Here is a 25503-nt window from a genome sequence, read left to right on the forward strand (position 1 = left end):
CCTTAAGAGGCAATTGTTTAACTCGCGACTTTCACTCCGGCGTGAAATTTGCTACGGCTGTACAAGCATACGAATTCCGTCCGCGCCTAAATGGCTATAATTCGATTGGCGCCAACGATCTCAAGGTTAAAGAATCATGAGCAAGACACCGCAAAACAACTCGTCCGAAACACGACGGCGCTTGCTCAAGAGTGTGCTCGGTGCATCGACGGTGGTCACGCTCGGCTATGGTGGCAACGCAGCCGCAGCGTCGATTTCATGCGTCGCCAAGGTGAGGGATCTGGCGTCCGGCGGTCCCCCCGCAGGCACGGCGCAGTTCACCATGATTGAGCCGAAACCCACTCAAGCTAAGACGAACTGGGGTTGGCTACGGGTTGACGTCAGGCGCTATGATTTATTAAAGAAGGGCCCAGCTTTCGACGCATTCGAGGCTGGCGGGAAGATCTACAAGACGTCTGCGCCCGATGTCGAGGTGGTCGGCGCAAGCCTCGCAAAGAATCAAAATGGCTATCCAAAGGACGCCTGGGTGCTCGCTTATTTTGACGATAGCGGCGCTTTAGTCTCGACCTACCCAAGCGAACAACTCGCTGAACCCGGCGCCACGCCTGCTGCTCAGTCCTGCCTCGCTTCGGTCAATCCGGGCGCCGCCGGCAACTTCACCTTCGGTGGCTGACCCGATACCTGATGCCGTTTCCAGACAGCCCCCGTGACTGGATGAACGCTCACTGCCCGTTGCTCGACGGGCAGTTTGTTTTTCTGGACCCGCAGTGGTGGGACACGCACCTTCTCAGCGACGGCGCCGTCGAGGTGCTGCGTGAAGCTGCACGCGCAATCGAATCAGACCACTTCGAGGCTTTCCTTCAGGATGTCGAAGCAGCAGGCGGCTGGCCACCGGGCTTGGAACGACTGGCTCATGCCTTGGCCACCCTGCCGGGTCGCTCCACGACCAAAGGCCAGCCCGAGTGACCCCGTCCGCCTATCGGTTGATCGACCTCGGTGCAGCCCGCGTTGCAGTCAACTCCCCGCTGAACGACTTCAACGCCCACCTCGACTTGGTCTATCAACATCACGGCGACGGAGATCCGCTCAGCTTTGCCGATGTCCGCGTGAGCCTGCTCCCGAGCAAGGGAATGCGGTTCTGGAAAGGCCGGGTTTCGCTGTGGTCCGAGGCGACGTGCCCTTTTGAACCCTACCCGATGCGTAGCGCGCTGCCGCTTTTCGAGTGGGGAAGCAACTGGCTGCTGGCGCAACGTCTCAACGCCTATCTGCTGCTGCACGCAGGGGTGGTCGCGCGGGACGACCGCGCCCTGATCCTGCCCGCAGCACCCGGCTCAGGGAAAAGCACGCTGACCTGCGCGCTGCATCTCGCCGGCTGGCGTTTTATGTCGGACGAGTTCGGTGTGCTGGACCCGGACAGTGGCAATCTGCTGCCGCTGCTCAAACCCGCCGCGCTCAAGAACCGCTCCATCGCCATCATCGGCGCGCACCCGCAGGCCAGGCTTGGACCCGTCTTTCCCGGAACGCGAAAAGGCGATGTGGCCCACTTTGTTCCACTGCGCGACAGCATTGTCGAGCGCCACCGCCACGCTCGCCCGCGGCTGGTCATCTTTCCGCGATACCGCGACGGTGGCACGCTGAAATGTACGCCGCTGGACGCCGCCAATACCGCCATGCGGCTGGGATTGAACAGCTTCAACTACCGCACGCTCGGCGCGGTCGGTTTCGATGCCGTGGTGCGCCTTGCCCGCACGACACGCGCCTTCGAGCTTGAGTACGGCCACCTGTCCACTGCGATCGCGCACATCGACACCTTGTTCGCGGAACACGCATGACGCCACCCCTCTCCCGCGAGCTTCAGTTGCTCCTGCGCGCACTGAGCGAACCCCTGGACACCGACAGCGCCACCTGGGAACGCCTGCTGCGGTTGGCGCGCATGACTGCGCTGCATGGAAGGCTGGCTGCGGCCAACCGGGACAACCCCACGGTGCCGGCGCCGGTCCGGCGTCACCTGCTCTCGGCCGAACGGGTCTGCGCCTTCAACAACCAGATGCTGCGGGCAGAACTCGCCGCGCTCGCGGCGCTATGCGATGGGTCGTTCCCCGTGCTGGTCCTGAAAGGCGGCGCCTATGCCCTTCAGAACCAGCGTGTCGGGCACGGACGTTTCGTCTCCGATGTCGACCTGCTCGTTCCGCGCGAACACCTGCGGACCATGGAGCAAGGCTTGCGGGCGGCGGGGTGGGTACCGGCCCAGCTCGATCCGTATGACGAGCGCTATTACCGGGACTGGAGCCACGAGACCCCGCCCATGCGCTTCCCGGGGCGCTTCCTCGAGGTCGACCTGCATCACGCGATAACGCCCGTCACCGGAAGCCTGCATTTCGACCCGGCGCCGCTGTTCGACGCCAGCGTGCCGCTGGCGGACTCCCCATTCCGTACCCTGTCGGCAGAGGACCAGGTGCTGCATGCCTGCGTGCACTGTTTCCAGGACGGCGACCTCGCCCTCAGGGTGCGTGAAGTGGTCGATATCGACGGACTCGTGCGCGCGGCGGCCACACAGCACGGCTTCTGGACGCGACTGGTCGGACGTGCCGGACAACTGGGTCTGCAGCGTCCGCTTTGGTACGGCCTGCACTTCGCTCATGCATGGATGGAGACCCCCCTGCCGCAGAGTGCGCTGACCGCTCTGCCCGCCCCGTCCGCCCTGGCACGCAGACTGATGGACCGGCTGGTCCCGCTGGTCATGTTGCCGCCCGACCCCGACCATCCGCCACCCGCATCCGTACGCGTCGCACGGCTGGCCATGCTGGCACGCTACCACCTGCAACGCATGCCGCCGTCCATGCTGCTGCCACACCTCGCCCGGAAGGCGACAGTGCGTCTGCGCGAGCGCTTTACCCACACACCCGCACAAAATGCAGAAAACCAGCCCTGAGGCTGGTTTTCCATCAATACCGGACGCGGCACGAAACCGCCTGCGCCCTACCGGCGGATCAAATTCAGGCGGCGTCGACGACGCCCGCATCCTTCAGCATCTGCTGCAGTTCACCGCTGTCGTACATCTCGCGCATGATGTCGCTGCCGCCGACGAACTCGCCCTTGATGTAGAGCTGGGGGATGGTCGGCCAGCTGGAATACTCCTTGATGCCCTGGCGGATGTCGTTGTCGGCAAGCACGTTGACGGCCAGCACTTCCTTCACGCCACAGGCTTTCAGGATCTGCACGGCGGCAGACGAGAAGCCGCACTGCGGGAACTGGGGCGAACCCTTCATGTAGAGGACCACGTCGTTGCTGGTGACCTGGTCGCGGATGACGTCTTCGATGCTCATGATGGTTGGGGCCTGAAAAGTTGAGTTTAATAGTCGGGTAATTCTAGTAACGCAACACGAGTGCGTCAATATCGACAACTCGGTGGCAGGTCAGTCGCGGCCGAGCCAGCGCCCGCCCGAGACACGCTCGATACCGGCAATGTCCTTCCACGAGGCGATCGCTGCGAAGCCGGTATCGGCCAGCAGGCTGCGCACCGCAGCCGCCTGGTCGTAACCATGCTCGAGGAACAGCCAGCCGTCGTCTTCCAGCCGCGACGGCGCCTGCATGACGATCTCCTCCAGATCATCGAGACCGCTCGGCCCTGCCGTCAGCGCTCCAGGTGGCTCGAAGCGCACGTCGCCCTGCTCCAGGTGCGGGTCGGCCGCGGCGATGTAGGGCGGGTTGGCGACGATCAGATCGAAGCGCTCCTCGCCCAACGCGGAGAACCAGTCGCTCTGCACGAAGGACACGCTCGCCCCGAGTCGCGCGGCGTTGGCCATCGCCACCCACAGTGCCTCACGCGACCGGTCCAGCGCGGTCACGTCCGGCGCATCGAGCTCGAGCGCCAGCGTGATCGCCAGCGCACCGCTGCCAGTGCCCATGTCCAGCACGCGCGCCCCCTTGCGGCCGGAAACATGGGCAAGAGCCAGTTCGACCAGCAGTTCGGTATCGGGACGCGGAATCAGCACCGCCGGCGTGACGATGAATTCGCGGCCGAAGAACTCGCGCTCTCCGGTCAGATACGCGACCGGCTCGCCCGCCAGACGGCGTTCAACCAGTTCGCGATAGGCCGCCCAATCCTCGCCCGCCAGGCGCTGCTCCGGCCAGGCCACCAGCCGCGCAGCCGGACACTGCAACACGTGGCGCAGCAGCACGCGCGCATCCATCAGATCGATCTGCGTCCTCGCCCAGGCCAGCGCACCGGCGATATCGACGCTGTCGGGCGCGCTCGTCGGCGTCCGTTCCGTCATCATTCGTCCGCCAGCGCCGCGAGCAAATCGGCCTGATGCTCCAGGGTCAGCGCGGCGACGAGCTCATCGAGTTCGCCTTGCATGACGGCCTCGAGCTTGTACAGGGTGAGATTGATGCGATGGTCGGTGATCCGCCCCTGCGGAAAGTTGTAGGTACGGATGCGCTCCGACCGGTCGCCGCTGCCGACCAGACTCTTGCGCTGCGCGGCCTCCGCGCTCTGCTGCGCCCGCACCTTCGCGTCGTACAGGCGCGCCGCCAGCACCGACATGGCCTGCGCCTTGTTGCGGTGCTGCGAGCGATCGTCCTGGCATTCGACCACGATGCCAGTCGGGATGTGGGTGATGCGCACCGCGGAGTCGGTCTTGTTGATGTGCTGCCCGCCCGCGCCCGAAGCACGGAAGGTGTCGATGCGCAGGTCGGCCGGGTTGATGTCGACCGCGGCGACCTCGTCAGCCTCGGGCAGCACGGCCACGGTGCACGCCGAGGTGTGGATTCGACCCTGCGTCTCGGTCACCGGCACGCGCTGCACCCGGTGCCCACCGGACTCGAACTTGAGCTTCGAATACGCGCCATTACCGACGATGCGGGCGATCACCTCCTTGTAACCACCGAGATCGGAGTCGCTGGCCGACACGATCTCCACCTTCCAGCGCTGGCGCTCGGCGTAGCGGGTATACATGCGCAGCAGGTCGCCGGCAAACAGGGCCGCCTCGTCGCCGCCCGTGCCGGCGCGGATCTCGAGGAAGAGGTTGCGCTCGTCGTTGGGATCACGCGGCAGGAGGGCACGCTGCAACGCCTCCTCCAGTTCGGCGATCCGCGCTTCGCCCGCCACCAGTTCGAGCTCGCCCAACTCACGCATCTCCGGGTCGCCCAGCAGTTCGCGCGCCGTGGCACAGTCAGCCTCGGCCTGGGTGTAAGCGGCATAGAGCAGGACGACCGGCTCGATCTCGGCGCGCTCGCGCGACAAGTCGCGGAAGGCGTTCATGTCGCGAGCGGACTCCTCGGCCGCGAGGGTACGGTCGAGTTCCTGAAGGCGCGCGGCGAGATGCTCGAGTTTGTCGCGAATGCTCTGTTTCATGGATGAATGGTGAGCTGCCGCAGCGCCGCAGGCGGGCACGGCGGTCGGCCGGGGCTAGCCCTGGCGCGGGAGGTTGAAGAGCTGGTGCACGAGCTGGCCGACTTCGGCCTTGTGCTCGCCTTCCGCCTGGTTGAGGTAGCGGGTCGGCCCGTGCATCAGCTTGTTGGTGAGTCCGTGCGACAGCGCTTCGAGCACCTTTTGCGGGTTCTCGCCCTTGGCAAGCAGGCGCATGGCACGCTCGAGCTCGGCCTGTCGCAGCGTTTCGGCGTGGTCGCGCAGCGCACGGATCGCGGGCACCGTGACGCGGCCGGCCATCCAGTGCAGGAAACCGTCGACGCGCGTGTCGATGATCTGCTCGGCCTCGATCACCGCCTGCTGGCGGGACTCCATGCCAGCCTCGACGACCTGGGCGAGATCGTCGACCGTGTAGAGGAAGACGTCGTCGAGCGCGGCGATCTCGGGCTCGATGTCGCGCGGCACGGCGAGGTCCACCATCACCATCGGCCGGTGCCGGCGAGCCTTGACGGCGCGTTCGGCCATGCCGAGCCCGACGATGGGCAGGGGCGCGGCCGTACAGGAGACGACCACATCGAAGCGCGGCAGCATTTCGCCGATCTGATCGATGCGCATGGTCTGCGCCCCGAAGCGCTGCGCGAGGACCAGCGCACGCTCGGCCGTGCGATTGGCCACCGTCATCGACTTCGGCTGCGCGCCGGCGAAGTGCGCGGCACACAACTCGATCATTTCGCCAGCGCCGATGAACAGCACATGCTGGTCGGCCACACTTTCGAAGATGCGCTCGGTCAGATGCACCGCGGCAGCGGCCATCGACACGGTGTTGGCGCCGATCGCGGTCGTGGAGCGAACTTCCTTCGCCACCGCAAAGGTGTTCTGGAACAGCTTGTGCAGCAGCGTGCCCATCGTGCCCGCCTCTTCGGCGTGACGCACGGCATCCTTGACCTGGCCGAGGATCTGCGGCTCGCCGATCACCATCGAGTCGAGCCCACTGGCGACCCTGAAGACGTGCCGCACGGCATCGCGCTGCGGATAGGCGTACAGGTAGGGCGAAACGTCGTTGAGCGGAACCTGATGGAAGCGTGCCAGCCAGTCGGCCGCATGCTGCGGCTGCTCGGCGGCGAAATACAACTCGGTGCGGTTGCAGGTCGACAGGATCGCAGCTTCGCGTACCGAATCCGCATGCGTCAGATCGTGCAGGGCCTGACCCAGCCGCTCAGGCTGGAACGCAACGCGTTCGCGGATGGCGAGCGGTGCCGTGTGGTGATTCAGGCCGAGGGCGTAAAGCTGCATTCGAGATCTGGCTAAGTCGGCGCACTGCGACGCGATGCCGCGGATTATAGCATCGCGGTTTCCGCCCAAAACTTGAGCGGAATCAGCCACTTTCTAACGACGATTGGACAGCTGAAAGCAAAACGGGCCGACACATGGTCGACCCGTTCGCGAAATTCTTGGTGGCCAGGGACGGAATCGAACCGCCGACACGCGGATTTTCAATCCGCTGCTCTACCAACTGAGCTACCTGGCCGAAGAGGTCCGCATTATAGCCCGAACGAAGGCTCCGTCAAGATAAATTTTTCACTTTCTTCCATGCCGCGCCCGCCCCGGCTCAAACTGTGCGGCCGGCCACACAGCCCCGCCCGCTGCGCGCTACGATGTCGTTCGCACGGACCGAGGGCCCGGTCGATAGAGGACAAGATGCGCGTACTGCTGGTTGAAGACGACCCGACCCTGGCGGGCGGAATCACTGAATTCCTGCGCGGCCAGGGGGACGAAGTCTGCCACGAGGTGGACGGCCTCGCCGCCGACCGGCGCCTGCAGGACGAGGGCTTCGACTTCGTGCTGGTCGACGTCGGGCTGCCCGGACTCGGGGGCTACGAGGTCGTGCGCCGGATTCGCAGTCGTGGCCAGCGGCTTCCGGCGATCCTGATCACCGCGCGCGACGCACTCGACGACCGGATCTACGGACTCGATCTCGGCGCGGACGACTATCTCGTTAAGCCCTTCCAGCTCGCGGAACTGACCGCACGCATGCGCGCCGTGCAGCGACGAGGGGGCGCCACGGGTGCGCCGCCGCTGAGCTTTGGTCCGCTGTTGCTGGACGCCGAAGGACGACTGGCGGAGCTCGACGGCGAGGCCCTGGCGCTGACTGGGCGCGAATGGGACATCCTCGAAGCCCTCGTGCGCGCCGACGGGCGCACGGTGGCACGGGAACGCCTGCAGGGCGACGGTAGCGGCAACGCGCTGGAAGTGTACGTGTCGCGTCTCCGTCCCCGGCTTGAGGCGGCAGGGCTCCTGATCCGCACGGTGCGCGGCTTCGGCTATCGCCTCGAACGACTGAAGGATCGACGCGACGGTGCAGCCTAGCCTTCGCCGCAACCTGCTGCAGGCGCTTGCCGGCCCGACCACGCTGCTGATGCTCGCCGCAGGTGCCGTGGCCTACGGCACGGCCAAGAGTGTCGTCAACAGCGCGTACGACCAGAACCTGCTCAACCTCGCGCACGGCGTCGCCAGCCATGTCCACCCGATCGGCAATTGGCCCGAGCTGGACCTCCCGGCCGAAGCCGAACGCATGCTACGAACCGACACCCAGGACGAGATCTTCTTCCGGGTGCGCGACGAACGGAACCGCGTGCTGGGCGGGGATGCCGACTTCCCCATCCTGGACGACCTTGATCCGGCCTCGACCTTGCCGATCCCTTACCAGGCCGAGCCCGCGGCCGGCGCGAACACCCAGCCGCCGAAGCCCCCGCGGACAGCGGTGTTTCGCGAGCTGGAATATCGGGGCGAACCGGTGCGCGCCGTGCGCCTGTACCGAAGCGTGGGCGACGGCGGCATCTACGTCACGGTCGGAGAGACCCTGCACAAGCGCCGGGACGCGATGGATCGGCTGCTGCTGGGCTTCGTCTCGGCCAGCGTACTGCTGGCGCTCGCCGCTGCCGTCGCCGCGCGCTTCGGCATCCCCTCCGGCCTTGCCCCGCTGCAACGCCTGGCCGCCTCGTTACGCAGACGCGCCGGCACCGACCTGTCCGCGATTGACCTCGCCGCCGTACCGGACGAGATCCGCGAAGTGGTCGGCGCACTCAATGCCTTGTTCGAACGCCTGCGCAAGGCCAGCGCCCGGCAGCGCGAATTCCTGCAGGACGCAGCGCACCAGTTGCGCACGCCGCTGGCCGGATTGCAGATGCAGCTCGAGCTGCTCGAAGCCCGGCCACTGGACGAGACCGCGCGGGCCCGCCTGCGGAGTTCGGTCGATCGCGTCACCCGGCTGGCGAACCAGCTGCTGGCGCTGGCGCGCGCCGAGTCCGGCGGTCGCATGCTCGCGGACGCCACGCCGGTCGAACTGGCGCCACTGATCGACGATCTGGTCGAAGGCTGGCTGGAAGTCGCCGACCGCCGCGGCATCGATCTCGGCATCCAGCGCGAGGCGGTGAGTCTCGTCGGCGACCCTACCCTGCTGCAGGAGCTGATCTCCAACCTGATGGACAACGCATTGAAGTACACGCCAGCCGGCGGCAGCGTGACCCTCCATTGCAGCCAGGCAGCCGACGGTCGTCACATCGAGATCGAGGTCGCGGACACCGGACCGGGCATCCCCGAATCCGTACGCGCGCAAGTCTTCGAGCGTTTCTATCGCCACACCGGCACGACCGTGGGTGGCAGCGGGCTCGGGCTACCGATCGCGCGCGAGATCGTGCACTGCCACGGCGGCCACATCACCCTCGCCGGCGGCGCTCACGGGCATGGCACGGTCGTTCGCGTCAGCCTGCCCGCCTCCAACGACAGGGGGCGGTGAGCCCTCGCTCACCGCCCCCTGTCCGGCCGCAGGCCCTTGGCCCTTCCCGCTTCGGGAACGGGCCGGGGACGCGACTCAGTGGCTCGATGCCGCCGCGGCGCCGATGCCGGTTTCCGCACGCACCCGCTGCGCGAGATAACCGGCGCGGTCCTCACGGGCACGCGCGCTGCCGTCGAGAATCGAGAACAGCCAGATGCCGATGAAGCCGGCCGCCATCGAGAACAGCGCGGGCGAGGTGTAGGGGAACAGCGCCGACCCCTTCGGATTGCCCAGCGTGGCCTCCCACACCGACGGCGACACGATCGTGAGCGCCACCGCGGTGATGAGGCCGATGAAGCCACCGATGGTCGCGCCACGCGTCGTGCAATCCTTCCACAGCACCGACATGAACAGCACCGGGAAGTTGGCCGAAGCGGCGATCGCGAAGGCCAGCGACACCATGAAGGCGATGTTCTGCTTCTCGAACGCGATGCCCAGGATGACGGCAACGAAGCCCAGCACCAGCGTGGTGATGCGCGACACCTTCAGCTCGGCCGCCGAGTCGGCCTTGCCCTGCTTGAACACCGTGGCGTACAGGTCATGCGACACCGCCGAGGCGCCGGAGAGCGTCAGGCCGGCAACCACCGCCAGAATGGTGGCGAAGGCGACCGCCGAGATGAAGCCGAGGAAGACGTTGCCGCCGACCGCGTTCGCCAGGTGGATCGCCGCCATGTTGCCACCGCCCATCAGGCCACCCTTGGCATCGAGGAAGCTGGGGTTGGTGGACACCAGCACGATCGCACCGAAGCCGATGATGAAGGTCAGGATGTAGAAGTAGCCGATCCAGGTCGTCGCCCAGAACACCGACTTGCGCGCCTCCTTGGCGTCCGGCACGGTGAAGAAACGCATCAGCACGTGCGGCAGGCCCGCGGTGCCGAACATCAGCGCCATGCCGAAGGAGATGGCCGAGATCGGGTCCTTGATGAAGGAACCCGGTCCCATGATGGCCTGGCCGAGCAGTCCGGCCTCCTCTGCCGTCTTGCCTCCGGCGATCGCGCCCTCGGTCTTGATGCGCACCGCGTCGGCGAACAGCGCCTCGGGCGAGAAGCCGTAGGCAAGCAGGACCATGAAGGCCATGAAGGAGGCGCCGCCCAGCAGCAGGCAGGCCTTGATGATCTGCACCCAGGTCGTCGCCGTCATGCCGCCGAACAGCACATACACCATCATCAGCGCACCGACGATCACGACCGCCATCCAGTACTCGAGCCCGAACAGCAGCTTGATGAGCTGGCCCGCGCCAACCATCTGCGCGATCAGGTAGAAGGCCACCACGACCAGCGTACCCGAGGCCGCGAAGGCGCGGATCGGCGTCTGCTTGAAGCGGTAGGCGGCGACGTCGGCGAAGGTGAACTTGCCGAGGTTGCGCAGCTTCTCCGCCATCAGGAAGGTGATCACCGGCCAGCCGACCAGGAAGCCGATGGAGTAGATCAGGCCGTCGTAGCCGCTGATCATCACCGCCGCCGAGATGCCGAGGAAGGACGCGGCCGACATGTAGTCGCCGGCGATCGCGAGCCCGTTCTGGAAGCCGGTGATGCCGCCGCCGGCCGTGTAGAAGTCCGCCGCCGACTTGGTCTTCGCCGCAGCCCACTTGGTGATGTACAAGGTGCCCATGACGAACACCCCGAACATGATGATCGCGGTCCAGTTCGTCGCCTGCTTCTCGGCCTGGCCGAGGTCGCCTCCGGCGGCGAGCGCAACGGCGGACAGTGCAGCCAGCGCCAGGCCCGTGGCGATACGTGCGAGATGAGCGTTCATTTGCCGCTCTCCTTGACGATATCGGCGGTCAGCGCATCGAACTCGGAGTTCGCGCGGCGCACGTAGATGCCGGTGATGATGACGGTGAACGCGATGACGCCCAGGCCGACAGGAATGCCGACGGTCATCACTCCCTCGCCGAGCCGGACGGCCAGCGACTCCTTGCTGAACGCGATCACCGCGATGTAGCCGTAGTACACGACCAGCATGATGATCGTCAGCAGCCAGCCGTAGGACGTGCGAACCCCCACGAGCTTCTGGTATTTCGGATTGGCGGTGATTTTCTTCACCAGATCGTCTTCCATGTTTCCCCTCCTCGCCTTTAGTGAACCGGCCGGGCAGGCGCCCAGTCCGGCACAAGGTAGGGTCGAAGACTTACATTCGGCTTACGTGCTCATAAAAATATCTTTTAATAACAAATACTTAACGCAATCTTAACGCCAGCTGAACGCATCAACCCAGGGGATAGACATCGCCCTGCACCGCCGGCGGCAGCTGCAGATGGGAGCGCGGGAACACCACGCGCGCCAGGGTGCCCTGCCCCGCCGGGTTGGCATCCAACGTGACGGTCGCGCGGTGCAACTCCGCAATCTCGCGCACGATCGGCAAGCCGAGCCCAGACCCGTCCACACCGCTGCCGAGCACACGGTAGAAGCGTTCGAACACGCGCTCGCGGTCGGCATCCGGAATCCCGAGACCGGAGTCCTCGATCTCCAGCACCGGAGAACCTGCGAAGCGCGTGCGTACGGTGACATGGCCACCGCGCGGCGTGTATTTGATCGCGTTGTCCACCAGGTTCTTCACCAGTTCGCGCAACAGCACCGCATTGCCTTCGACGAGCAGTTCGCCTTCGCCGCCCTCCGCGCCGAGATCGATGCTCTTGGTCTGCGCGCGTGGGAACAACTCCAGCGCCACCTCGCGCACCACCGCACCCAGATCCACCGGCTCGACCGCGTACAGCTTTTCAAAGCTCGCCTCGGCCCGCGCCAGTGACAGCAACTGGTTGATGAGGTGGGCGGCACGGTCCGTGCTCTCGGCAATATGGGCAAGCGACTGCCGCAACTGCTCGGGATCGGTCTCATGCAGCGCAAGATCGGTCTGCATCTTCAGGCCGGTCAGCGGCGTGCGCATCTGGTGCGCGGCGTCGGCGATGAAGCGCTGCTGCGCCTGGAGGTTCTCCTCCAGCCGCGCCATCATGTCGTTGAAGGCGATGATCAGCGGACGCACCTCCTCGGGCACGCTGGCCGGCGGGACGGGCGACAGATCGGTCGGACGCCGGCGGCGGATCAGGCTCTGCAAGCGGTTCAGCGGCGCGATGCCGCGCGACAGGCCCACCCATACCAGCACCACCGCAAGCGGGATGATCGCGAACTGCGGCAGCAACACCCCGGTCACGACGCGCGACGCGAGGTCGCTGCGCTTGTTGCGCGTTTCGGCCACCTGCACCAGCACCAGGGGCGATGCGTCACCCTCACCCGGACGCAGCAGACGATAGGCAACACGCGTCTCCTCACCGTGGATGATCTCGTCGCGGAACAGCACCTCCTCGCCCACCGGACTGACCAACTGCTGCGGTCGCGGAATCTCCGGGTCGCCAGTCAGTGTCACGCCCTGCTCGTCCGCCACCTGAAAGTACAGCACGTCGTCCTGGTCGGCACGGAACAGCGCCCGCGGCGGTGCCGGGAAATGCACGACGACCTGGCCGTCGGCGAGCGTCACCAGGCGCGAAAGCGCACGCACGCTGTCGGCCAGTGCAAGATCGTAAGGCTGGTTCGCGATGTTGTCGGCGACGTTGTGGGTGACGATGATCGAGATCGGCCACAGGAACAGCAGCGGCGCGAGCATCCAGTCGAGGATCTCGCCGAAGAGCGAATTCGGCGGCCCGGTGCGCCTGGCGCCGGGCGCCACCTTCTCAGGCTTTCGTCGCCGGGACCGCATCCGAGTTTTCCAGGCAGTACCCCAGCCCGCGAACGGTCACGATCCGCACCCCACTGGCCTCCAGCTTCTTGCGCAGGCGATGGACATACACCTCGATGGCATTGCTCGAGACCTCTTCGCCCCATCCGCACAGATGGTCCACCAACTGATCCTTGCTGACGAGGCGCCCGACACGCAGCAGGAAGACCTCCAGCAGCCCGATCTCACGCGCGGACAGCTCCAGCACCTGTCCATCCACCTTCACCACGCGGTCAGCCTGGTCGTAGGACAGCCGTCCCAGCTCCAGGCAACGCGCCTGCCCGGTGCCGCGGCGCGTCAGCGCCCGCACCCGCGCCTCGAGCTCCGGCAGCGCAAAGGGCTTGGTCATGTAGTCGTCGGCCCCGGCATCGAGACCTCGCACCCGGTCATCGACGCCGTCCTGCGCAGTCAGGATCAGCACCGGCAGCGCCGACTTGCGCGCGCGCAGCCGCTTGAGCACCTCGATGCCCCCCAGGCGCGGCATGCCGAGGTCGAGAATGAGCAGATCGTAAGGCTGCGAGGCCAGCGCCGCATCGGCCTCGACGCCGTTATCCACGTGATCTACCGCATATCCGCTGCGCTTGAGGGCACGACCAATGCCGTCGGCGATCACTGGGTCATCTTCGGCGAGAAGAATGCGCATGAAATTCCGGATGTAAGTTACGTGTAAGCGGTCGCGCCTAGCATCGGTCCCGCTGTTCTCCTTTTGCTCGGTCATCGGAAGCGCGCCAGCACGGCTTGCGCGCTTCAGGGAGCGGCCTGCTCAAGCCGTCGCCGCTCCCTGCCGACTTTTCTCCGACCGCCCTTGCCTCTTTCCCTGCGCAGATCACGTGCCGGGCGAGGTCGTCGATCGTCCCAAGTTCCGAAGATTATCCCACGGTTTGCGCAGCCTTCCGTGATCGCTGCGCGCGGCCCACCGAGGACCAACACGCGTCGCGTAAACGACAAAAGCCCCGCTTGCGCGAGGCTTTTGTCTTGAAGCCAGTGCAGCCCCGATGAACCGGGGCTGCGGACCGGGCATTACATGCCCATGTCCATGCCGCCCATACCACCCATGCCGCCCATGCCCGGCATGCCGCCGGCCGGCTTGTCTTCGGCGAGCTCGCCGACCATGCAGTCGGTGGTGAGCATCAGGCCGGCGACGGACGCGGCGTTCTGCAGCGCGGTGCGGGTGACCTTGGTCGGGTCCAGCACGCCCATCTCGACCATGTCGCCGTACTCGCCGGTCGCAGCGTTGTAGCCGAAGTTGCCCGAACCCTCGACGACCTTGTTGACCACCACCGAGGCTTCGTCACCGGCGTTGGCGACGATCTCGCGCAGCGGCTGCTCCATGGCGCGCAGCACGATCTTGATGCCGGCGTCCTGGTCGTGGTTGTCGCCCTTCAGGCCGCCCAGGTTGGCGCGGGCACGCAGCAGCGCAACACCGCCGCCCGGGACGATGCCCTCTTCCACTGCAGCGCGGGTGGCGTGCAGGGCGTCTTCGACGCGGGCCTTCTTTTCCTTCATTTCGACTTCGGTCGCGGCACCGACCTTGATCACGGCCACGCCGCCGGCCAGCTTGGCCACGCGTTCCTGCAGCTTCTCGCGGTCGTAATCGGAGGTCGCTTCCTCGATCTGCACGCGGATCTGCTTGACGCGGGCTTCGATGCGCTCGGCCTGGCCAGCACCGTCGATGATGATGGTGTTTTCCTTGCCGACTTCGATGCGCTTGGCCTGGCCCAGATCTTCCAGGGTGGCCTTCTCCAGCGTCAGGCCGACTTCCTCGGCGATGACCTGGCCGCCGGTCAGGATGGCGATGTCTTCCAGCATGGCCTTGCGACGGTCGCCGAAGCCCGGGGCCTTGACGGCGCAGGTCTTCAGGATGCCGCGGATGTTGTTCACCACCAGGGTGGCCAGGGCTTCGCCTTCGACGTCTTCGGCGATGATCAGCAGCGGACGGCCGGCCTTGGCGACTTGCTCCAGCACCGGCAGCAGGTCACGGATGTTCGAGATCTTCTTGTCGAACAGCAGGACGAAGGGGTTGTCGAGGATCGCAACCTGCTTGTCCGGGTTGTTGATGAAGTAGGGCGACAGGTAGCCGCGGTCGAACTGCATGCCTTCGACGACGTCGAGTTCGTTCTGCAGCGACTTGCCGTCTTCGACGGTGATGACGCCTTCCTTGCCGACCTTGTCCATCGCGTTAGCGATGATGTCGCCAATGTCGCTGTCGGAGTTGGCCGAGATCGAGCCGACCTGGGCGATTTCCTTGTTGGTCGAGCAGGGCTTCGACAGCTTCTTCAGCTCGTCGATGGTGGCGATGACGGCCTTGTCGATGCCGCGCTTCAGGTCCATCGGGTTCATGCCGGCGGCGACGAACTTCATGCCTTCGCGCACGATCGACTGGGCCAGCACGGTGGCGGTGGTGGTGCCGTCACCGGCGATGTCCGAGGTCTTGGAAGCGACTTCCTTGACCATCTGCGCGCCCATGTTCTCGAACTTGTCCTTCAGTTCGATTTCCTTGGCGACGGAGACACCATCCTTGGTCACGGTCGGGGCGCCGAACGAGCGCTCCAGCACCACGTTGCGGCCCTTCGGGCCCAGGGTCACCTTGACTGCGTTGGCGAGGATGTTGATGCCGGCGACCATGCGTTCGCGGGCGGAATCACCAAACTTGACTTCTTTAGCTGCCATTCTTCAGAACTCCGTAAATGTTTCGGTTAGCGTTTCAGGGATTGGCGGAGGCTCAGGCCTCGACCACACCCATGATGTCTTCCTCGCGCATCACGAGGAGCTCTTCGCCTTCGACCTTGACGGCCTGGCCGGCATACTTGCCGAACAGCACCTTGTCGCCCACCTTGACGGCCATCGGACGCACCTTGCCGTCGTCCAGGATCTTGCCGTTGCCGACGGCCAGCACTTCGCCCTGATCGGGCTTCTCGCCGGCGCTGTCCGGGATCACGATGCCGCTGGCGGTCTTGCGTTCGGCTTCCAGACGCTTGACGATCACGCGATCGTGCAGGGGACGAATCTTCATCGAGTTCTCTCCTATCTACGGTTCAACTGTTTGGGTTGATTGAGTTGCGGGCCGGGCCCGCGGATAAATTCGCAGTCTGCTTCTGCGCGGCGATATCGCTATCGCACGAAGCTTGTTAGCACTCACTGCCAACGAGTGCTAATAATAGGGACGGGTTGGGGGGATTTCAAGGGTGCTTCGAACTAAAAAGTTTTCAGGTCATCTGCTCGGGCTGCTGTCACTGGGCGTAACCCTGCTGAGCCCGTGCGCAACGGCCAGCGGCACACCGTGGCAGGGCGCCGCGTTCGAAGGCGATCGGGACAGCCTGGCGCGCCTGGCGGCGGCGGGGGCCGAGGTCGTTCGCGTCTATCGGCAGGCCGACGCATGGGTGCTCGACGAAGCCCAGCGGCTCGGCATGAAGGTGGTGATGGGCTTGTGGCTGGAACACCCGCGCCACGGCTTCCGCTACGACGACCCGGCCGCGGTGAGGCGACAGGAGGCGGCCGTGCTCGACTTCGTCGCGCGCCATCGTCACCACCCCGCCCTGCTCGCGTGGGGCGTTGGGAACGAGGTGGAGACCGGCGTGACCGACCCGATGCCGCTGTGGCGCGAGGTCGACCGCCTCGCCGGCCTCGTCCGGCGGGTCGATCCGGCCCATCCGACGATGATGGTGGTCGCCGACACCGGCATGGACGCCTTCCGCGCCCTTGCCGGGTGCTGCCCGAACGTGGACCTGCTCGGCATCAATGTCTATGCCGGCGCGGTGTTCGACCTGCCGCAGCGGCTGCGCGCCGCCGGCATCACGAAACCGGTGGTGGTCGCCGAACTGGGCCCCCTCGGCCAGTGGCAGGCCGGGCGCAAGCCCTGGGGCGCGCCAGTCGAACTGACCAGCACCGAGAAGGCGCGCTTCTTCGTGGACGCCCTGGCCTTCCTGAAGACGCACCCTCAGATTCGCGGTGCATTCCCCTTCCTGTGGGGTGCGAAGCAGGAACAGACGGGCACCTGGCACGGACTACTGCTGGCCGACGGCAGTGCCACGGCGATGAGCGACGCGGTGACCACCGCCTGGGGCGGGCAGCCCGGCACGCCGGCGCCGGTCGTGCGCGGCATCGGCATCGCCGCCGACGTCTTCGCGCCGGGGGCGGAGGTATCGGCCGGCATCGACGCAGCCGCCTCCGACGGCACGCCCCTGCGCACCGAATGGCAGGTGCTCGCCGAAGCCACCGACCTGCGCAAGGGTGGCGATGCCGAAACGCCACCTGATGCCGCCAACGTCCGCGTGCTGCATGAGGATGCTGCCAGCGTTCGCTTCATCGCTCCCGCACGGTCAGGCCCTTACCGCCTGTTCATCACCGTGCGCGACCGTCACGGCAAGGCGGCTACCGCCAACCTGCCCTTCCTGGTGCGCTGAACACGCGTTGCATCCCGCCTCGCCCCGCGCGGTCTATGATGGCGCAAGAAGAACAGCAAGGTCCTGCCGATGCACGTCGCCCCGCTGCCGCCGGAACGCCTCCGTACCGTTTGCGACCCTTCTCCCCTCGGCTTCTCATCCACCGCCGAGATCGACGACGCCGACGTCGGCTTCATCCATGCCCGCGCGATCGGTGCGATCCGGCTCGGGCTGGACATCGAAGGCCCCGGCTACAACCTCTTCGTACTCGGCGACACGGGCAGCGGGCGGCACGACATCGTCGCCCGTCTGCTGGAGAACGAACGCCATCGCGGCGCGCCGCCGGCGGACTGGTGCTATGTCTGGAACTTCGCCCAGGCCTCGCAGCCGCGACTGCTGCGCCTGCCCTGTGGGCGCGGCGCGGGCTTTCGCAGCGACATGGAGCGCTTCGTCGAAGAACTGATGCCTGCGATCGGCGCGGTGTTCGAGAGCGACGACTACCGCAACCGCATCGAGGCCTTGCAGGAAGACGCCAAGCAGCGCGAGGAGGCCGCCCTGCGCACACTCGGCGACGAAGCGCAGAAACTCGGCATTGCCCTGCTGCGCACGCCGCACGGCTTCGCTTTCCTTCCGATGAAGGACGCCGAGAGCACGCTGTCGCAGGATGAGTTCGAGAAACTGCCCGAGGCGCGGCAGAAGGAACTGGGCGACAACATCAAGCTGCTGCACGAACGCATGCATCGCCTGATGGGCGGTGACTTCCCGCGCTGGCGGCGGGAGCTGCAGAACCGCATCCGCGACGCCGGACGCGACGCGCTCGGCGTGACGGTGCGGCACATGATCGAGGAGCTCAAACCCGCCTATGCCGACCTCCCCGAGGTCAGCGCCCACCTCGACGCGGTCCTGCAGGACATCATCGCCAGCGGCGAGTCGCTCCACGCCGCCCCGCACGCCGACGAGGATGCGGACACCGTCACCTACTCCGGCACGATCACCGTGCAGCGCTATCTGGTGAACCTGCTCGTCGAGAACCCCGCCGACGGCACGCGACCGGTCGTGTGCGAGGACCATCCGACCTTGCAGAACCTCGTCGGCCGCATCGACCACCTCGTGCACATGGGCACGCTGGTCAGCAACTTCACGCTGATCAGGGCCGGCGCCCTGCACCGCGCCAACGGCGGCTTCCTGGTGGTGGACGCCGTCAAGCTGCTGTCCCAGCCCTTCGCCTGGGAAGGCCTGAAGCGCGCGCTGAAGTCGGGGCGGCTGCGCATCGAGTCCCTGTCCGAGCTGATCGGCGTCACCGGCTCGGTGCAACTGGAGCCCGAACCGCTGCCGCTGGACCTGAAGGTCATCCTGATCGGCGAGCGCCTGATCTACTACCTGCTCACCCAGTACGATCCGGAGTTCGCGCCACTGTTCCGCATCAATGCCGACATGGAAAGCGAGATCGTGCGCACGCAGGAGAACACCGCAGCCTATGCGCGCCTGATCGCCGGCCGCGCCCGGCACGAGGCCCTGCCCCCGCTGTCGGCCGCCGCCGTGGCGCGGCTGATCGACGATGCCGCGCGCCAGGCGGGCGACGCCGAGCGCCTGAGCGCGCGCACCCAGGCCCTCGACGACCGCCTGCGCGAAGCGGCGCATTTCGCCACCGCGGCGGGCAGCCCGCAGATCGAGCGCGAACACGTGGAGGCCGCCCTCACCGCACACCGCCAGCGCCACGAGCGCATCCGCCTGCACTACCAGCAGGAGATCCAGCGCGGCCAACTGCTGGTCGACACCGACGGCGAGCACGTCGGCCAGGTCAATGGCCTGGCGGTGATACCGCTGGGCGAAGACAGCTTCGCCCATCCGGTGCGCATCACGGCCACGGTGCGCGTGGGCGAAGGCGAAGTGATCGACATCGAGCGCGAGGTCAAGCTTGGCGGCCCGATCCACGCCAAGGGCGTGTTGATCCTGTCGTCCTTCGTCGCCTCGCGTTTCGGCATGACCCTGCCGCTGTCGCTCAAGGCGAGCCTGGTGTTCGAGCAATCCTACGGCGGCATCGAGGGCGACAGCGCCTCGCTGGCCGAACTCGCCGCACTGCTGTCGGCACTGGCCGGCGTGCCGGTCCGTCAGTCGATCGCCGTCACCGGATCAATCAACCAGTTCGGTATCGTGCAACCGGTGGGCGGCATCAACGAGAAGATCGAAGGCTTCTTCGACCTGTGCGCGGCGCGCGGCCTGACCGGCGAGCAGGGCGTGCTGATTCCGCACGCCAACGTGTGCCACCGGATGCTGCGAGAGGACGTCGTCGTCGCCGTGCGCGACGGCCGCTTCCGGATCTGGGCCGTGACCGACGTGGATGAGGCGCTGGAACGCCTGACTGGCCTGCCCGCTGGCGCGCCGGACGCGAACGGCCGGATGGAACCCGAGGATTCGGTCAATGGCCGCGTGGCCGGGGGCCTGAAGAAGCTTGCGCAGTTGCGACGCGAATTCAACGCATCGCTCGCAGGCCGCCGCAGTGACAAACGCAACATTTCCTGACACCGGGCAATCGACAGCCCGGTCACGCGCCCAGTAACATCCACGCATCATCACAACCTGATTGGAATCGCCATGCTCACCCGCCTCAAGCCCCTGCTGCCAGCCCTTTTCTCGCTCCTGATCGCCGGCACGGCCCAGGCCGGCGGTTCGACCGCGCTCGGCGGCGCGATCGGTGGTGGCGCCGGCGCCGTGATCGGCGAGGCGATTGGCGGACGCGAAGGCGCCATCATTGGCGGTGCCGTAGGCGGCGGCGTGGGTGCTGCGGTCGGCTACGACAATGAAGAGCGCCGCGTACGCGAGCCAGTGCGACACGAAGAGCGCCGTTATTACGAGGACCGCCGCCACGCTCCGAATCGCGGCCACTTCTGCCCGCCGGGACAGGCCAAGAAAGGGCACTGCTGAGCCCCTTTCCGCGTCGATTCGCCGTCGTCGCGCTCATTTGCCGAGTCAGCCGAAACGGGTGGCGCATTGCACTCGAATGAATAAGCAATCCACTTTTTAATCTAAAACAGTCATAAGCCTGGCGGTAAGCTTCGGCGCTCTGTCGTGCCTTACCGCCACCATGCTCCTGCCGGAAACCCTCGCCGCGCCTTTCGTCGGCCTCGTCCTCGTCGTGCTGTTCGTCACCTTCGTGCGCGAATGGCTCAAGCCCGACGTTGCGGCGATGGCGGCCGTCGCCGTGTTGCTGGCAGGCGGTGTGCTCAGCGCCCGTGACGTCGTGGGCGTATTCGGCAACAGCGCCCCCATCACCATTGCCTGCCTGTTCATCATCAGCGGCGCACTGTCGCGCACCGGCTGCGTAGACACCCTGGGCGAATGGCTGTCCGCGGCCGCGGGCGGCAGCGAACGCAAGCTGTTGTTTGCACTGATCGCCACCAGCCTGCTCGTCTCGCCCTTCATCAACAACACGCCGGTCGTGATGGTGATGATCCCGGCCGTCATCGCCGTCGCCAGCCGCAACGGCCTTGCGCCCTCGCGCCTGCTGATCCCGCTCTCCTACGCCACGATCATGGGCGGCCTGGTGACCCTGGTCGGCACCTCGACCAACATCCTCGTCGACGGCGTTGCCCGCGCCCAGGGCCTCACGCCGTTCACGATGTTCGAGATCAGCCTGCCGGCCATGTTGATGGCCTTGGTCAGCAGTGCCTTCATGCTCATCTTCGCGCCGCGCCTGCTGCCGGTGCGCGAGACGCTGACCCAGCAGTTCACCGGCAGCGGCGACCGCTGGTTCATGACCGAGCTGTTCGTGCCCGAAGGCTCGCACCTGCCCGGCAAGTCGCTGCGCGAGGCCCGCCTGAGCAATGGCACCATCCAGGTGCTGAACCTGGTGCGCGGCGAAACCGAGCTTCACTCGCCCGATCCCGCGACCCGGATCGAGGTCGGCGACCGCATCGTCGTGCGCAGCCGCAGCAAGGCAATGATGGAACTGCGCAGCACCGACCTCGTCGGCCTGCAGGCCCAGCCCGGCACCGACCCGCACGAACTCGAGACCCTCCGGCGGCGCGACGTCGTCATGGTGGAGGCGATCGTCGGCCAGACCTCGCGCTACATCCAGCGGCCGATCTGCGACCTCGACCTGCTCGCACGCTACGGCATTCACCTGATCGCGGTACATCGGCGGGACGCGTCCTTCTCGCAGATCGGCGACGACTTCCAGTTGCTGGGCGGCGACGTGCTGCTGGTCGAGGGCACGCCGGCGCAGATCAAGCGCTTCTGCGACAACGGCGACCTGTTCGCGATCACCGAGGGGCGCCAGCTCACCAGCCGGCGCCACAAGGCGCCCGTCGCGCTCGGCACCATCGTGGGCGTGATGCTGCTTGCCGCCCTCGACCTGATGCCGATCGAAGGACTGGCACTGATCGGCGCCGTCGCCGTCATCGTCACCGGCTGCATTACCAGCGACGAGGCCTACAAGTCGATCGAGTGGCCGATCCTGACCCTGATCTTCGCGATGCTCGCGATCAGCGTCGGCATGCGCAATTCGGGGCTGGACATCCTGCTCGCCGGGCAGCTCGCAAGCCTTGGCGACGGCCTGTCGCCGTGGATGATGCTGTCGCTGGTGATCCTGATCACCTCGCTCGCCACCGAGGCCCTCAGCAACAACGCGATCGCGGTGCTGTTCACACCGGTCGTGATCGGCCTCGCCCAGCACATGGGGGTCGATCCGCGCCCTTTCGTCGTCGGCGTCATGTTTGCCGCCAGCTGCAGCTTCGCCACGCCGATCGGCTACCAGACCAATACGCTCGTCTATAGCGCCGGCAACTACCGCTTCAGCGACTTCGCACGCCTCGGCGTACCGATGAACATCATCACCTGGCTGCTGTGCAGCGTCCTGATTCCGCTGTTCTGGCCGTTCCAGCCCTGAGACCGGCACGCGACGGCGGCAACCCGGCGCTCGAAAAACAAGACGGGGGCACATGTGCCCCCGTCTTCATCTGATGCCCGTCGCGCAAGGCGCCAGCCAGAGCTGGCGCCCGCCTGCGATCAGCCCTTCAGCACCGACTTGATCTGCTCCAGCGTGCTCGGATCGTCGATCGTGGTCAGGTCGCCGGCATCGCGGCCCTCGGCCAGCGCCTGGATCGAGCGCCGCAGCATCTTGCCCGAGCGCGTCTTGGGCAGCCCGTTGATGAAGTGCACGCGGGCCGGACGGGCGATCGCCCCCAGGCTTTCGTCGACCTTCTTCATCACCTCCTTCTCGAGCGCGGCACGCTTCTCGGCGGTGTCGACATCGGCGGCATTCTTGACCACCGCGAAGGCCATCGGCATCTGGCCCTTGAGCTCGTCGGCCACGCCCACCACGGCCACTTCGGCGATCGCCGGGTGGGTCTGCACCGCTTCCTCGATCTCGCGGGTCCCGAGACGGTGGCCGGCGACGTTGATCACGTCGTCCATGCGGCCGAGGATGGTGTGGTAGCCCTTCTCGTCCTTGATGCCCCAGTCGGACGACGAATAGACGACCGGCTCGGTGAACAGGCTGAAATAGGTGCTGACGAAGCGCTCGTCCTGGCCCCACACGGTCGACAGGCAGCCCGGCGGCAGCGGCGGCATGATGCCGACAATGCCCTTCTCGTTGGCGCCGCACTCGGTGCCGTCCTCGCGGAAGATGCGCAGGTCGTAGCCATAGACCGGGAAGGCGGGCGAACCGAGCTTGATCGGGCTGTCCTCGACACCGCGGCAGATGGCGAGCATCGGCCAGCCGGTCTCGGTCTGCCAGTAGTTGTCGATCACCGGGATGCCCAGCTCGCTCATGATCCACTGGTGCGAGGTCTCGTCCAACGGCTCGCCGGCCAGGAACAGGTGCTTGAGCGAGGACAGGTCGTACTTCTTGAGGAAGGCCGGGTCCTGCTTCTTCAGCACGCGCACCGCGGTCGGCGCAGAGAACATCACGCTGACCTTGTACTTCTCGACGATCTGCCACCAGATGCCGGCATCCGGGCGCAGCGGCGTGCCTTCATACATGATCGTGGCCATGCCGGCGATCAGCGGCCCGTAGATGATGTAGCTGTGCCCGACCACCCAGCCGATGTCTGAGGTCGAGAACATGGTCTCGCCTTCGCCACCGGTAAAGATGTGCTTCATCGACGCCGCCAGGGCCACGGTGTAGCCGCCGGTGTCGCGCTGCACACCCTTGGGCTTGCCGGTGGTGCCGGAGGTGTAGAGGATGTAGCTCGGCTCGGAGGACTCCAGCCACTCGACCGGCACCTTCGCGCCCATGTGCTTGGCACGCAGCTCGGCGTAATCGACGTCACGGCCTTCGACACGCGGGAAGCCCTTGTCCAGGCCGCGATCGACGATCAGCACCTTGGCGGGCGGGAATTCGGCGAGCTTGCAGGCTTCGTCCACCAGGTGCTTGTACGGCACCGGCTTGCCGTTGCGCATGCCGGCGTCCGAGCTGACCATCAGCACCGGCTTGGCGTCGTCGATGCGGGTGGCGAGGGAGCCGGCGGCGAAGCCGCCGAACACCACCGAGTGGATGGCGCCGATGCGCGCGCAGGCCAGCATCGCGAACGCGGCCTCGGCAATCATCGGCATGTAGATCAGCACGCGATCGCCGCGCTTGACGCCGAGATCCTGATAGATCGCCGCCATGCGCTCGACTTCGCGCTGCAGCTCGGCGAAGGAATAGACCTTCTCCTCGTTGGTCTCGGTCGAGATGTACACCAGCGCACGGTCATTGGGGCGCTTGGCGGCATGGCGGTCCACTGCGTTGTAGCAGAGGTTGGTTTCACCGCCCTTGAACCACTTCACGAAAGGCGGCTTCGAGAAGTCGCAGATCTGTTCGGCGGGCGTGTTCCAGTGCACGAGCTGCGCCTGCTCGGCCCAGAACCCGTCACGGTCCTCGATCGAGCGGCGGTGAAACTGCTGGTAATCGGTCATTGCTTCCTCTCCCTTTTCGATTCCCTGTCTTGCAAATGACGTGCTGCCCGAGACGCTGCGCCGGGAAAGCGCCTGCGCCACGCGCAGCCATTTCGACTCAGATGGTGGTCTGTGTGCCATCCATCTCGTCACTGCCGGTTTCCGGCTTATATTGGTATTGTTCGAGCTGCTCCAGCGGCAACCCGCAGTGCAGGCGTGATTCTATCAACTCGAGTAGCGGCATCAGCGTACCGACGATGTCGGGCAAGCGGGCCTCCACCTCCTTGGTCGTACCGGCACGCAGGTGACGCAGGGCGGCGTCGATGCTGCACAGCCGCGTCGTGTTTCCAGCCAGCGTCGCCTGGTCGACCAGGCCGCGGTCGGACACCACGCAGTTGCCACCCACACGCTGCCCCTGCTGCAAGCGCGCGCGCGCCGCGGCGAGCAACTCACTGACCTTGCCCTTGCCGTCAACGGCGGAGTTGGCCACCCCGATCGTGACGGTGATCCGAATGCGCTCCTCGCGGTAGGCCATGACCAGCTTCTCGAGGCTGGCGCGAAGCCGCAGCGCGAACGCACAGCTCGACAACATGTCGATGCCGGGCGACAACAGCGCGAACTGCGAGGGCGAATGCTTGGACAGGCTGTCCTCGGCGCGGATGCGCCCGGTCACGATCTTCGAGATCTTGCGGCCGATCAGCTCGACCACATGCAGGCCATACCGCTCGACCAGCTGATCGAACTGATCGAGTTCGATGACGAGTGCCGCGATGTCGGTTTCACGGCGACGCGACTCCGCGAGCGCCTGCTCCCCGCGATGCTCCAGATAGCCACCGGTGACGAGCCCGGTCTCCGGATCCTGCGGGCTTTGCCGCGCCAGCGCGGCCCGGCTCTCCTCAAGTTCGTTCTGCGTCTTGGCCAGTCGCACCAGGGAATCCAGCGTCGCCAGCAGTTCGACGGTGCCCACGCCCTTGGGAATGAAGCCGTTCGCGCCCAGTTTGAGCGCGCGCTCGCGAGCGTTCTCGTCCTCGTCACCCGAGATGATCACGACAGGCAGGTTGCGTACCCGCGCGACCTTGGATTCGCGAATGCGCTGCAGCAGGCCGAAACCATCCAGACGCGGCATGCCGATGTCGGTGACGACAAGGTCGATCGCCGGATCGACCAGCAAGGCCTCCCAGCCCGCCTCCCCGTCCGGCTCCTCACGCGCGTCAAAGCGCCCGCGGATATGCTTGATGATCGATGCGCGCACCATGCGCGAATCGTCCACGACGAGTACGCGGGCCACCTTGTCGTCTTCAGTCGTCACTGGCCACATCTCCCGA

General features: G+C 66.2%; 22 protein-coding genes and 1 tRNA gene. 10 read left to right on the plus strand and 13 right to left on the minus strand.

What is annotated here, in order from left to right; translation table 11 throughout:
- Window positions 1–136 precede the first annotated feature (136 nt).
- From C664_RS14470 to C664_RS14485, 4 genes are read left to right on the plus strand one after another with little or no spacing between them, the layout of a single operon-like run.
- A complete protein-coding gene (locus tag C664_RS14470; RefSeq protein ID WP_054963740.1) occupies window positions 137–673 on the plus strand; it encodes a hypothetical protein in 537 nt (178 codons plus the stop codon).
- Window positions 674–684: 11 nt separating this feature from the next.
- The gene (locus C664_RS14475) at window positions 685–966 is read left to right on the plus strand and encodes a hypothetical protein (RefSeq protein WP_038011969.1); all 282 of its coding nucleotides are present in this window, start codon (window positions 685–687) and stop codon (window positions 964–966) included.
- Complete coding sequence (locus tag C664_RS14480) at window positions 963–1832, plus strand: HprK-related kinase A (protein WP_232435112.1); 870 nt, start codon at window positions 963–965, stop codon at window positions 1830–1832. Before C664_RS14475 ends, C664_RS14480 begins: the two co-directional genes overlap by 4 nt.
- Complete coding sequence (locus C664_RS14485) at window positions 1829–2932, plus strand: nucleotidyltransferase domain-containing protein (protein WP_004262760.1); 1104 nt, start codon at window positions 1829–1831, stop codon at window positions 2930–2932. The genes C664_RS14480 and C664_RS14485 overlap by 4 nt, the downstream gene beginning before the upstream one ends.
- 64 nt (window positions 2933–2996) lie before the next feature.
- Here C664_RS14485 and grxD read toward each other — a convergent pair whose 3' ends face one another.
- The 5 genes from grxD to C664_RS14510 all read right to left on the minus strand — a co-directional run bounded on the left by grxD (window position 2997) and on the right by C664_RS14510 (window position 6899).
- Entirely contained in the window at window positions 2997–3326 is a 330-nt protein-coding gene (grxD, locus tag C664_RS14490) for a Grx4 family monothiol glutaredoxin (protein ID WP_004262761.1), read from the minus strand.
- 90 nt (window positions 3327–3416) lie between these two features.
- Entirely contained in the window at window positions 3417–4280 is an 864-nt protein-coding gene (gene prmC / locus C664_RS14495) for a peptide chain release factor N(5)-glutamine methyltransferase (RefSeq protein WP_004262763.1), read from the minus strand.
- On the minus strand, window positions 4277–5356 hold the full coding sequence (gene prfA, locus C664_RS14500; protein WP_004262764.1) for a peptide chain release factor 1: 1080 nt from the start codon (window positions 5354–5356) through the stop codon (window positions 4277–4279). The genes prmC and prfA overlap by 4 nt, the downstream gene beginning before the upstream one ends.
- 54 nt (window positions 5357–5410) lie before the next feature.
- Complete coding sequence (hemA, locus tag C664_RS14505; protein ID WP_004262771.1) at window positions 5411–6664, minus strand: glutamyl-tRNA reductase; 1254 nt, start codon at window positions 6662–6664, stop codon at window positions 5411–5413.
- Window positions 6665–6823: 159 nt separating this feature from the next.
- A tRNA-Phe gene (locus C664_RS14510) sits at window positions 6824–6899 on the minus strand.
- 170 nt (window positions 6900–7069) lie between these two features.
- Between C664_RS14510 and C664_RS14515 the strand changes: the two genes are divergently transcribed.
- Together C664_RS14515 and C664_RS14520 are read left to right on the plus strand one after the other, a co-directional pair.
- Window positions 7070–7738 (plus strand): response regulator transcription factor, encoded by a 669-nt coding sequence (locus tag C664_RS14515; protein WP_004262774.1) that lies wholly within the window; start codon window positions 7070–7072, stop codon window positions 7736–7738.
- Window positions 7728–9167 (plus strand): sensor histidine kinase, encoded by a 1440-nt coding sequence (locus C664_RS14520; RefSeq protein ID WP_004262777.1) that lies wholly within the window; start codon window positions 7728–7730, stop codon window positions 9165–9167. Before C664_RS14515 ends, C664_RS14520 begins: the two co-directional genes overlap by 11 nt.
- 75 nt (window positions 9168–9242) lie before the next feature.
- Here the strand turns inward: C664_RS14520 and C664_RS14525 are convergent, their stop codons facing one another.
- The 6 genes from C664_RS14525 to groES all read right to left on the minus strand — a co-directional run bounded on the left by C664_RS14525 (window position 9243) and on the right by groES (window position 15930).
- Window positions 9243–10961, minus strand: coding sequence for a cation acetate symporter (locus C664_RS14525; protein ID WP_004262779.1), 1719 nt, complete (start codon window positions 10959–10961; stop codon window positions 9243–9245).
- Window positions 10958–11266 carry a DUF485 domain-containing protein gene (locus C664_RS14530; protein WP_004262781.1) on the minus strand — a complete coding sequence of 103 codons (309 nt, stop codon included), beginning with the start codon at window positions 11264–11266 and terminating at the stop codon, window positions 10958–10960. The genes C664_RS14525 and C664_RS14530 overlap by 4 nt, the downstream gene beginning before the upstream one ends.
- Before the next feature lie 148 nt (window positions 11267–11414).
- Window positions 11415–12899 carry a sensor histidine kinase gene (locus C664_RS14535; RefSeq protein ID WP_038011974.1) on the minus strand — a complete coding sequence of 495 codons (1485 nt, stop codon included), beginning with the start codon at window positions 12897–12899 and terminating at the stop codon, window positions 11415–11417.
- The gene (locus C664_RS14540; protein ID WP_004262786.1) at window positions 12874–13560 is read right to left on the minus strand and encodes a response regulator transcription factor; all 687 of its coding nucleotides are present in this window, start codon (window positions 13558–13560) and stop codon (window positions 12874–12876) included. Before C664_RS14540 ends, C664_RS14535 begins: the two co-directional genes overlap by 26 nt.
- A gap of 377 nt (window positions 13561–13937) precedes the next feature.
- Window positions 13938–15587 carry a chaperonin GroEL gene (gene groL, locus C664_RS14545; RefSeq protein WP_004262789.1) on the minus strand — a complete coding sequence of 550 codons (1650 nt, stop codon included), beginning with the start codon at window positions 15585–15587 and terminating at the stop codon, window positions 13938–13940.
- A 52-nt stretch (window positions 15588–15639) separates the two neighbouring features.
- Complete coding sequence (gene groES, locus C664_RS14550) at window positions 15640–15930, minus strand: co-chaperone GroES (protein ID WP_004262792.1); 291 nt, start codon at window positions 15928–15930, stop codon at window positions 15640–15642.
- 172 nt (window positions 15931–16102) lie between these two features.
- Here groES and C664_RS14555 point away from each other — a divergent pair, with 172 nt between their 5' ends.
- The 4 genes from C664_RS14555 to C664_RS14570 all read left to right on the plus strand — a co-directional run bounded on the left by C664_RS14555 (window position 16103) and on the right by C664_RS14570 (window position 22187).
- Window positions 16103–17320 (plus strand): glycoside hydrolase family 2 TIM barrel-domain containing protein, encoded by a 1218-nt coding sequence (locus C664_RS14555; RefSeq protein ID WP_004262794.1) that lies wholly within the window; start codon window positions 16103–16105, stop codon window positions 17318–17320.
- Between the two features lie 69 nt (window positions 17321–17389).
- Window positions 17390–19822 (plus strand): Lon protease family protein, encoded by a 2433-nt coding sequence (locus C664_RS14560; protein ID WP_004262797.1) that lies wholly within the window; start codon window positions 17390–17392, stop codon window positions 19820–19822.
- Between the two features lie 72 nt (window positions 19823–19894).
- Window positions 19895–20224, plus strand: coding sequence for a YMGG-like glycine zipper-containing protein (locus tag C664_RS14565; protein ID WP_004262810.1), 330 nt, complete (start codon window positions 19895–19897; stop codon window positions 20222–20224).
- 160 nt (window positions 20225–20384) lie between these two features.
- Window positions 20385–22187 (plus strand): SLC13 family permease, encoded by a 1803-nt coding sequence (locus C664_RS14570; protein WP_004262813.1) that lies wholly within the window; start codon window positions 20385–20387, stop codon window positions 22185–22187.
- Window positions 22188–22306: 119 nt separating this feature from the next.
- Here the strand turns inward: C664_RS14570 and C664_RS14575 are convergent, their stop codons facing one another.
- Both C664_RS14575 and C664_RS14580 read right to left on the minus strand, forming a co-directional pair.
- A complete protein-coding gene (locus C664_RS14575; RefSeq protein ID WP_004262817.1) occupies window positions 22307–24199 on the minus strand; it encodes a propionate--CoA ligase in 1893 nt (630 codons plus the stop codon).
- 97 nt (window positions 24200–24296) lie between these two features.
- Window positions 24297–25496, minus strand: a complete 1200-nt coding sequence (locus C664_RS14580; RefSeq protein ID WP_004262821.1) for a GGDEF domain-containing response regulator — start codon at window positions 25494–25496, stop codon at window positions 24297–24299.
- Between the last annotated feature and the right edge of the window lie 7 nt (window positions 25497–25503).

It is taken from the genome of Thauera sp. 63 (genome assembly GCF_000310165.2).
Lineage (GTDB): Bacteria > Pseudomonadota > Gammaproteobacteria > Burkholderiales > Rhodocyclaceae > Thauera > Thauera humireducens.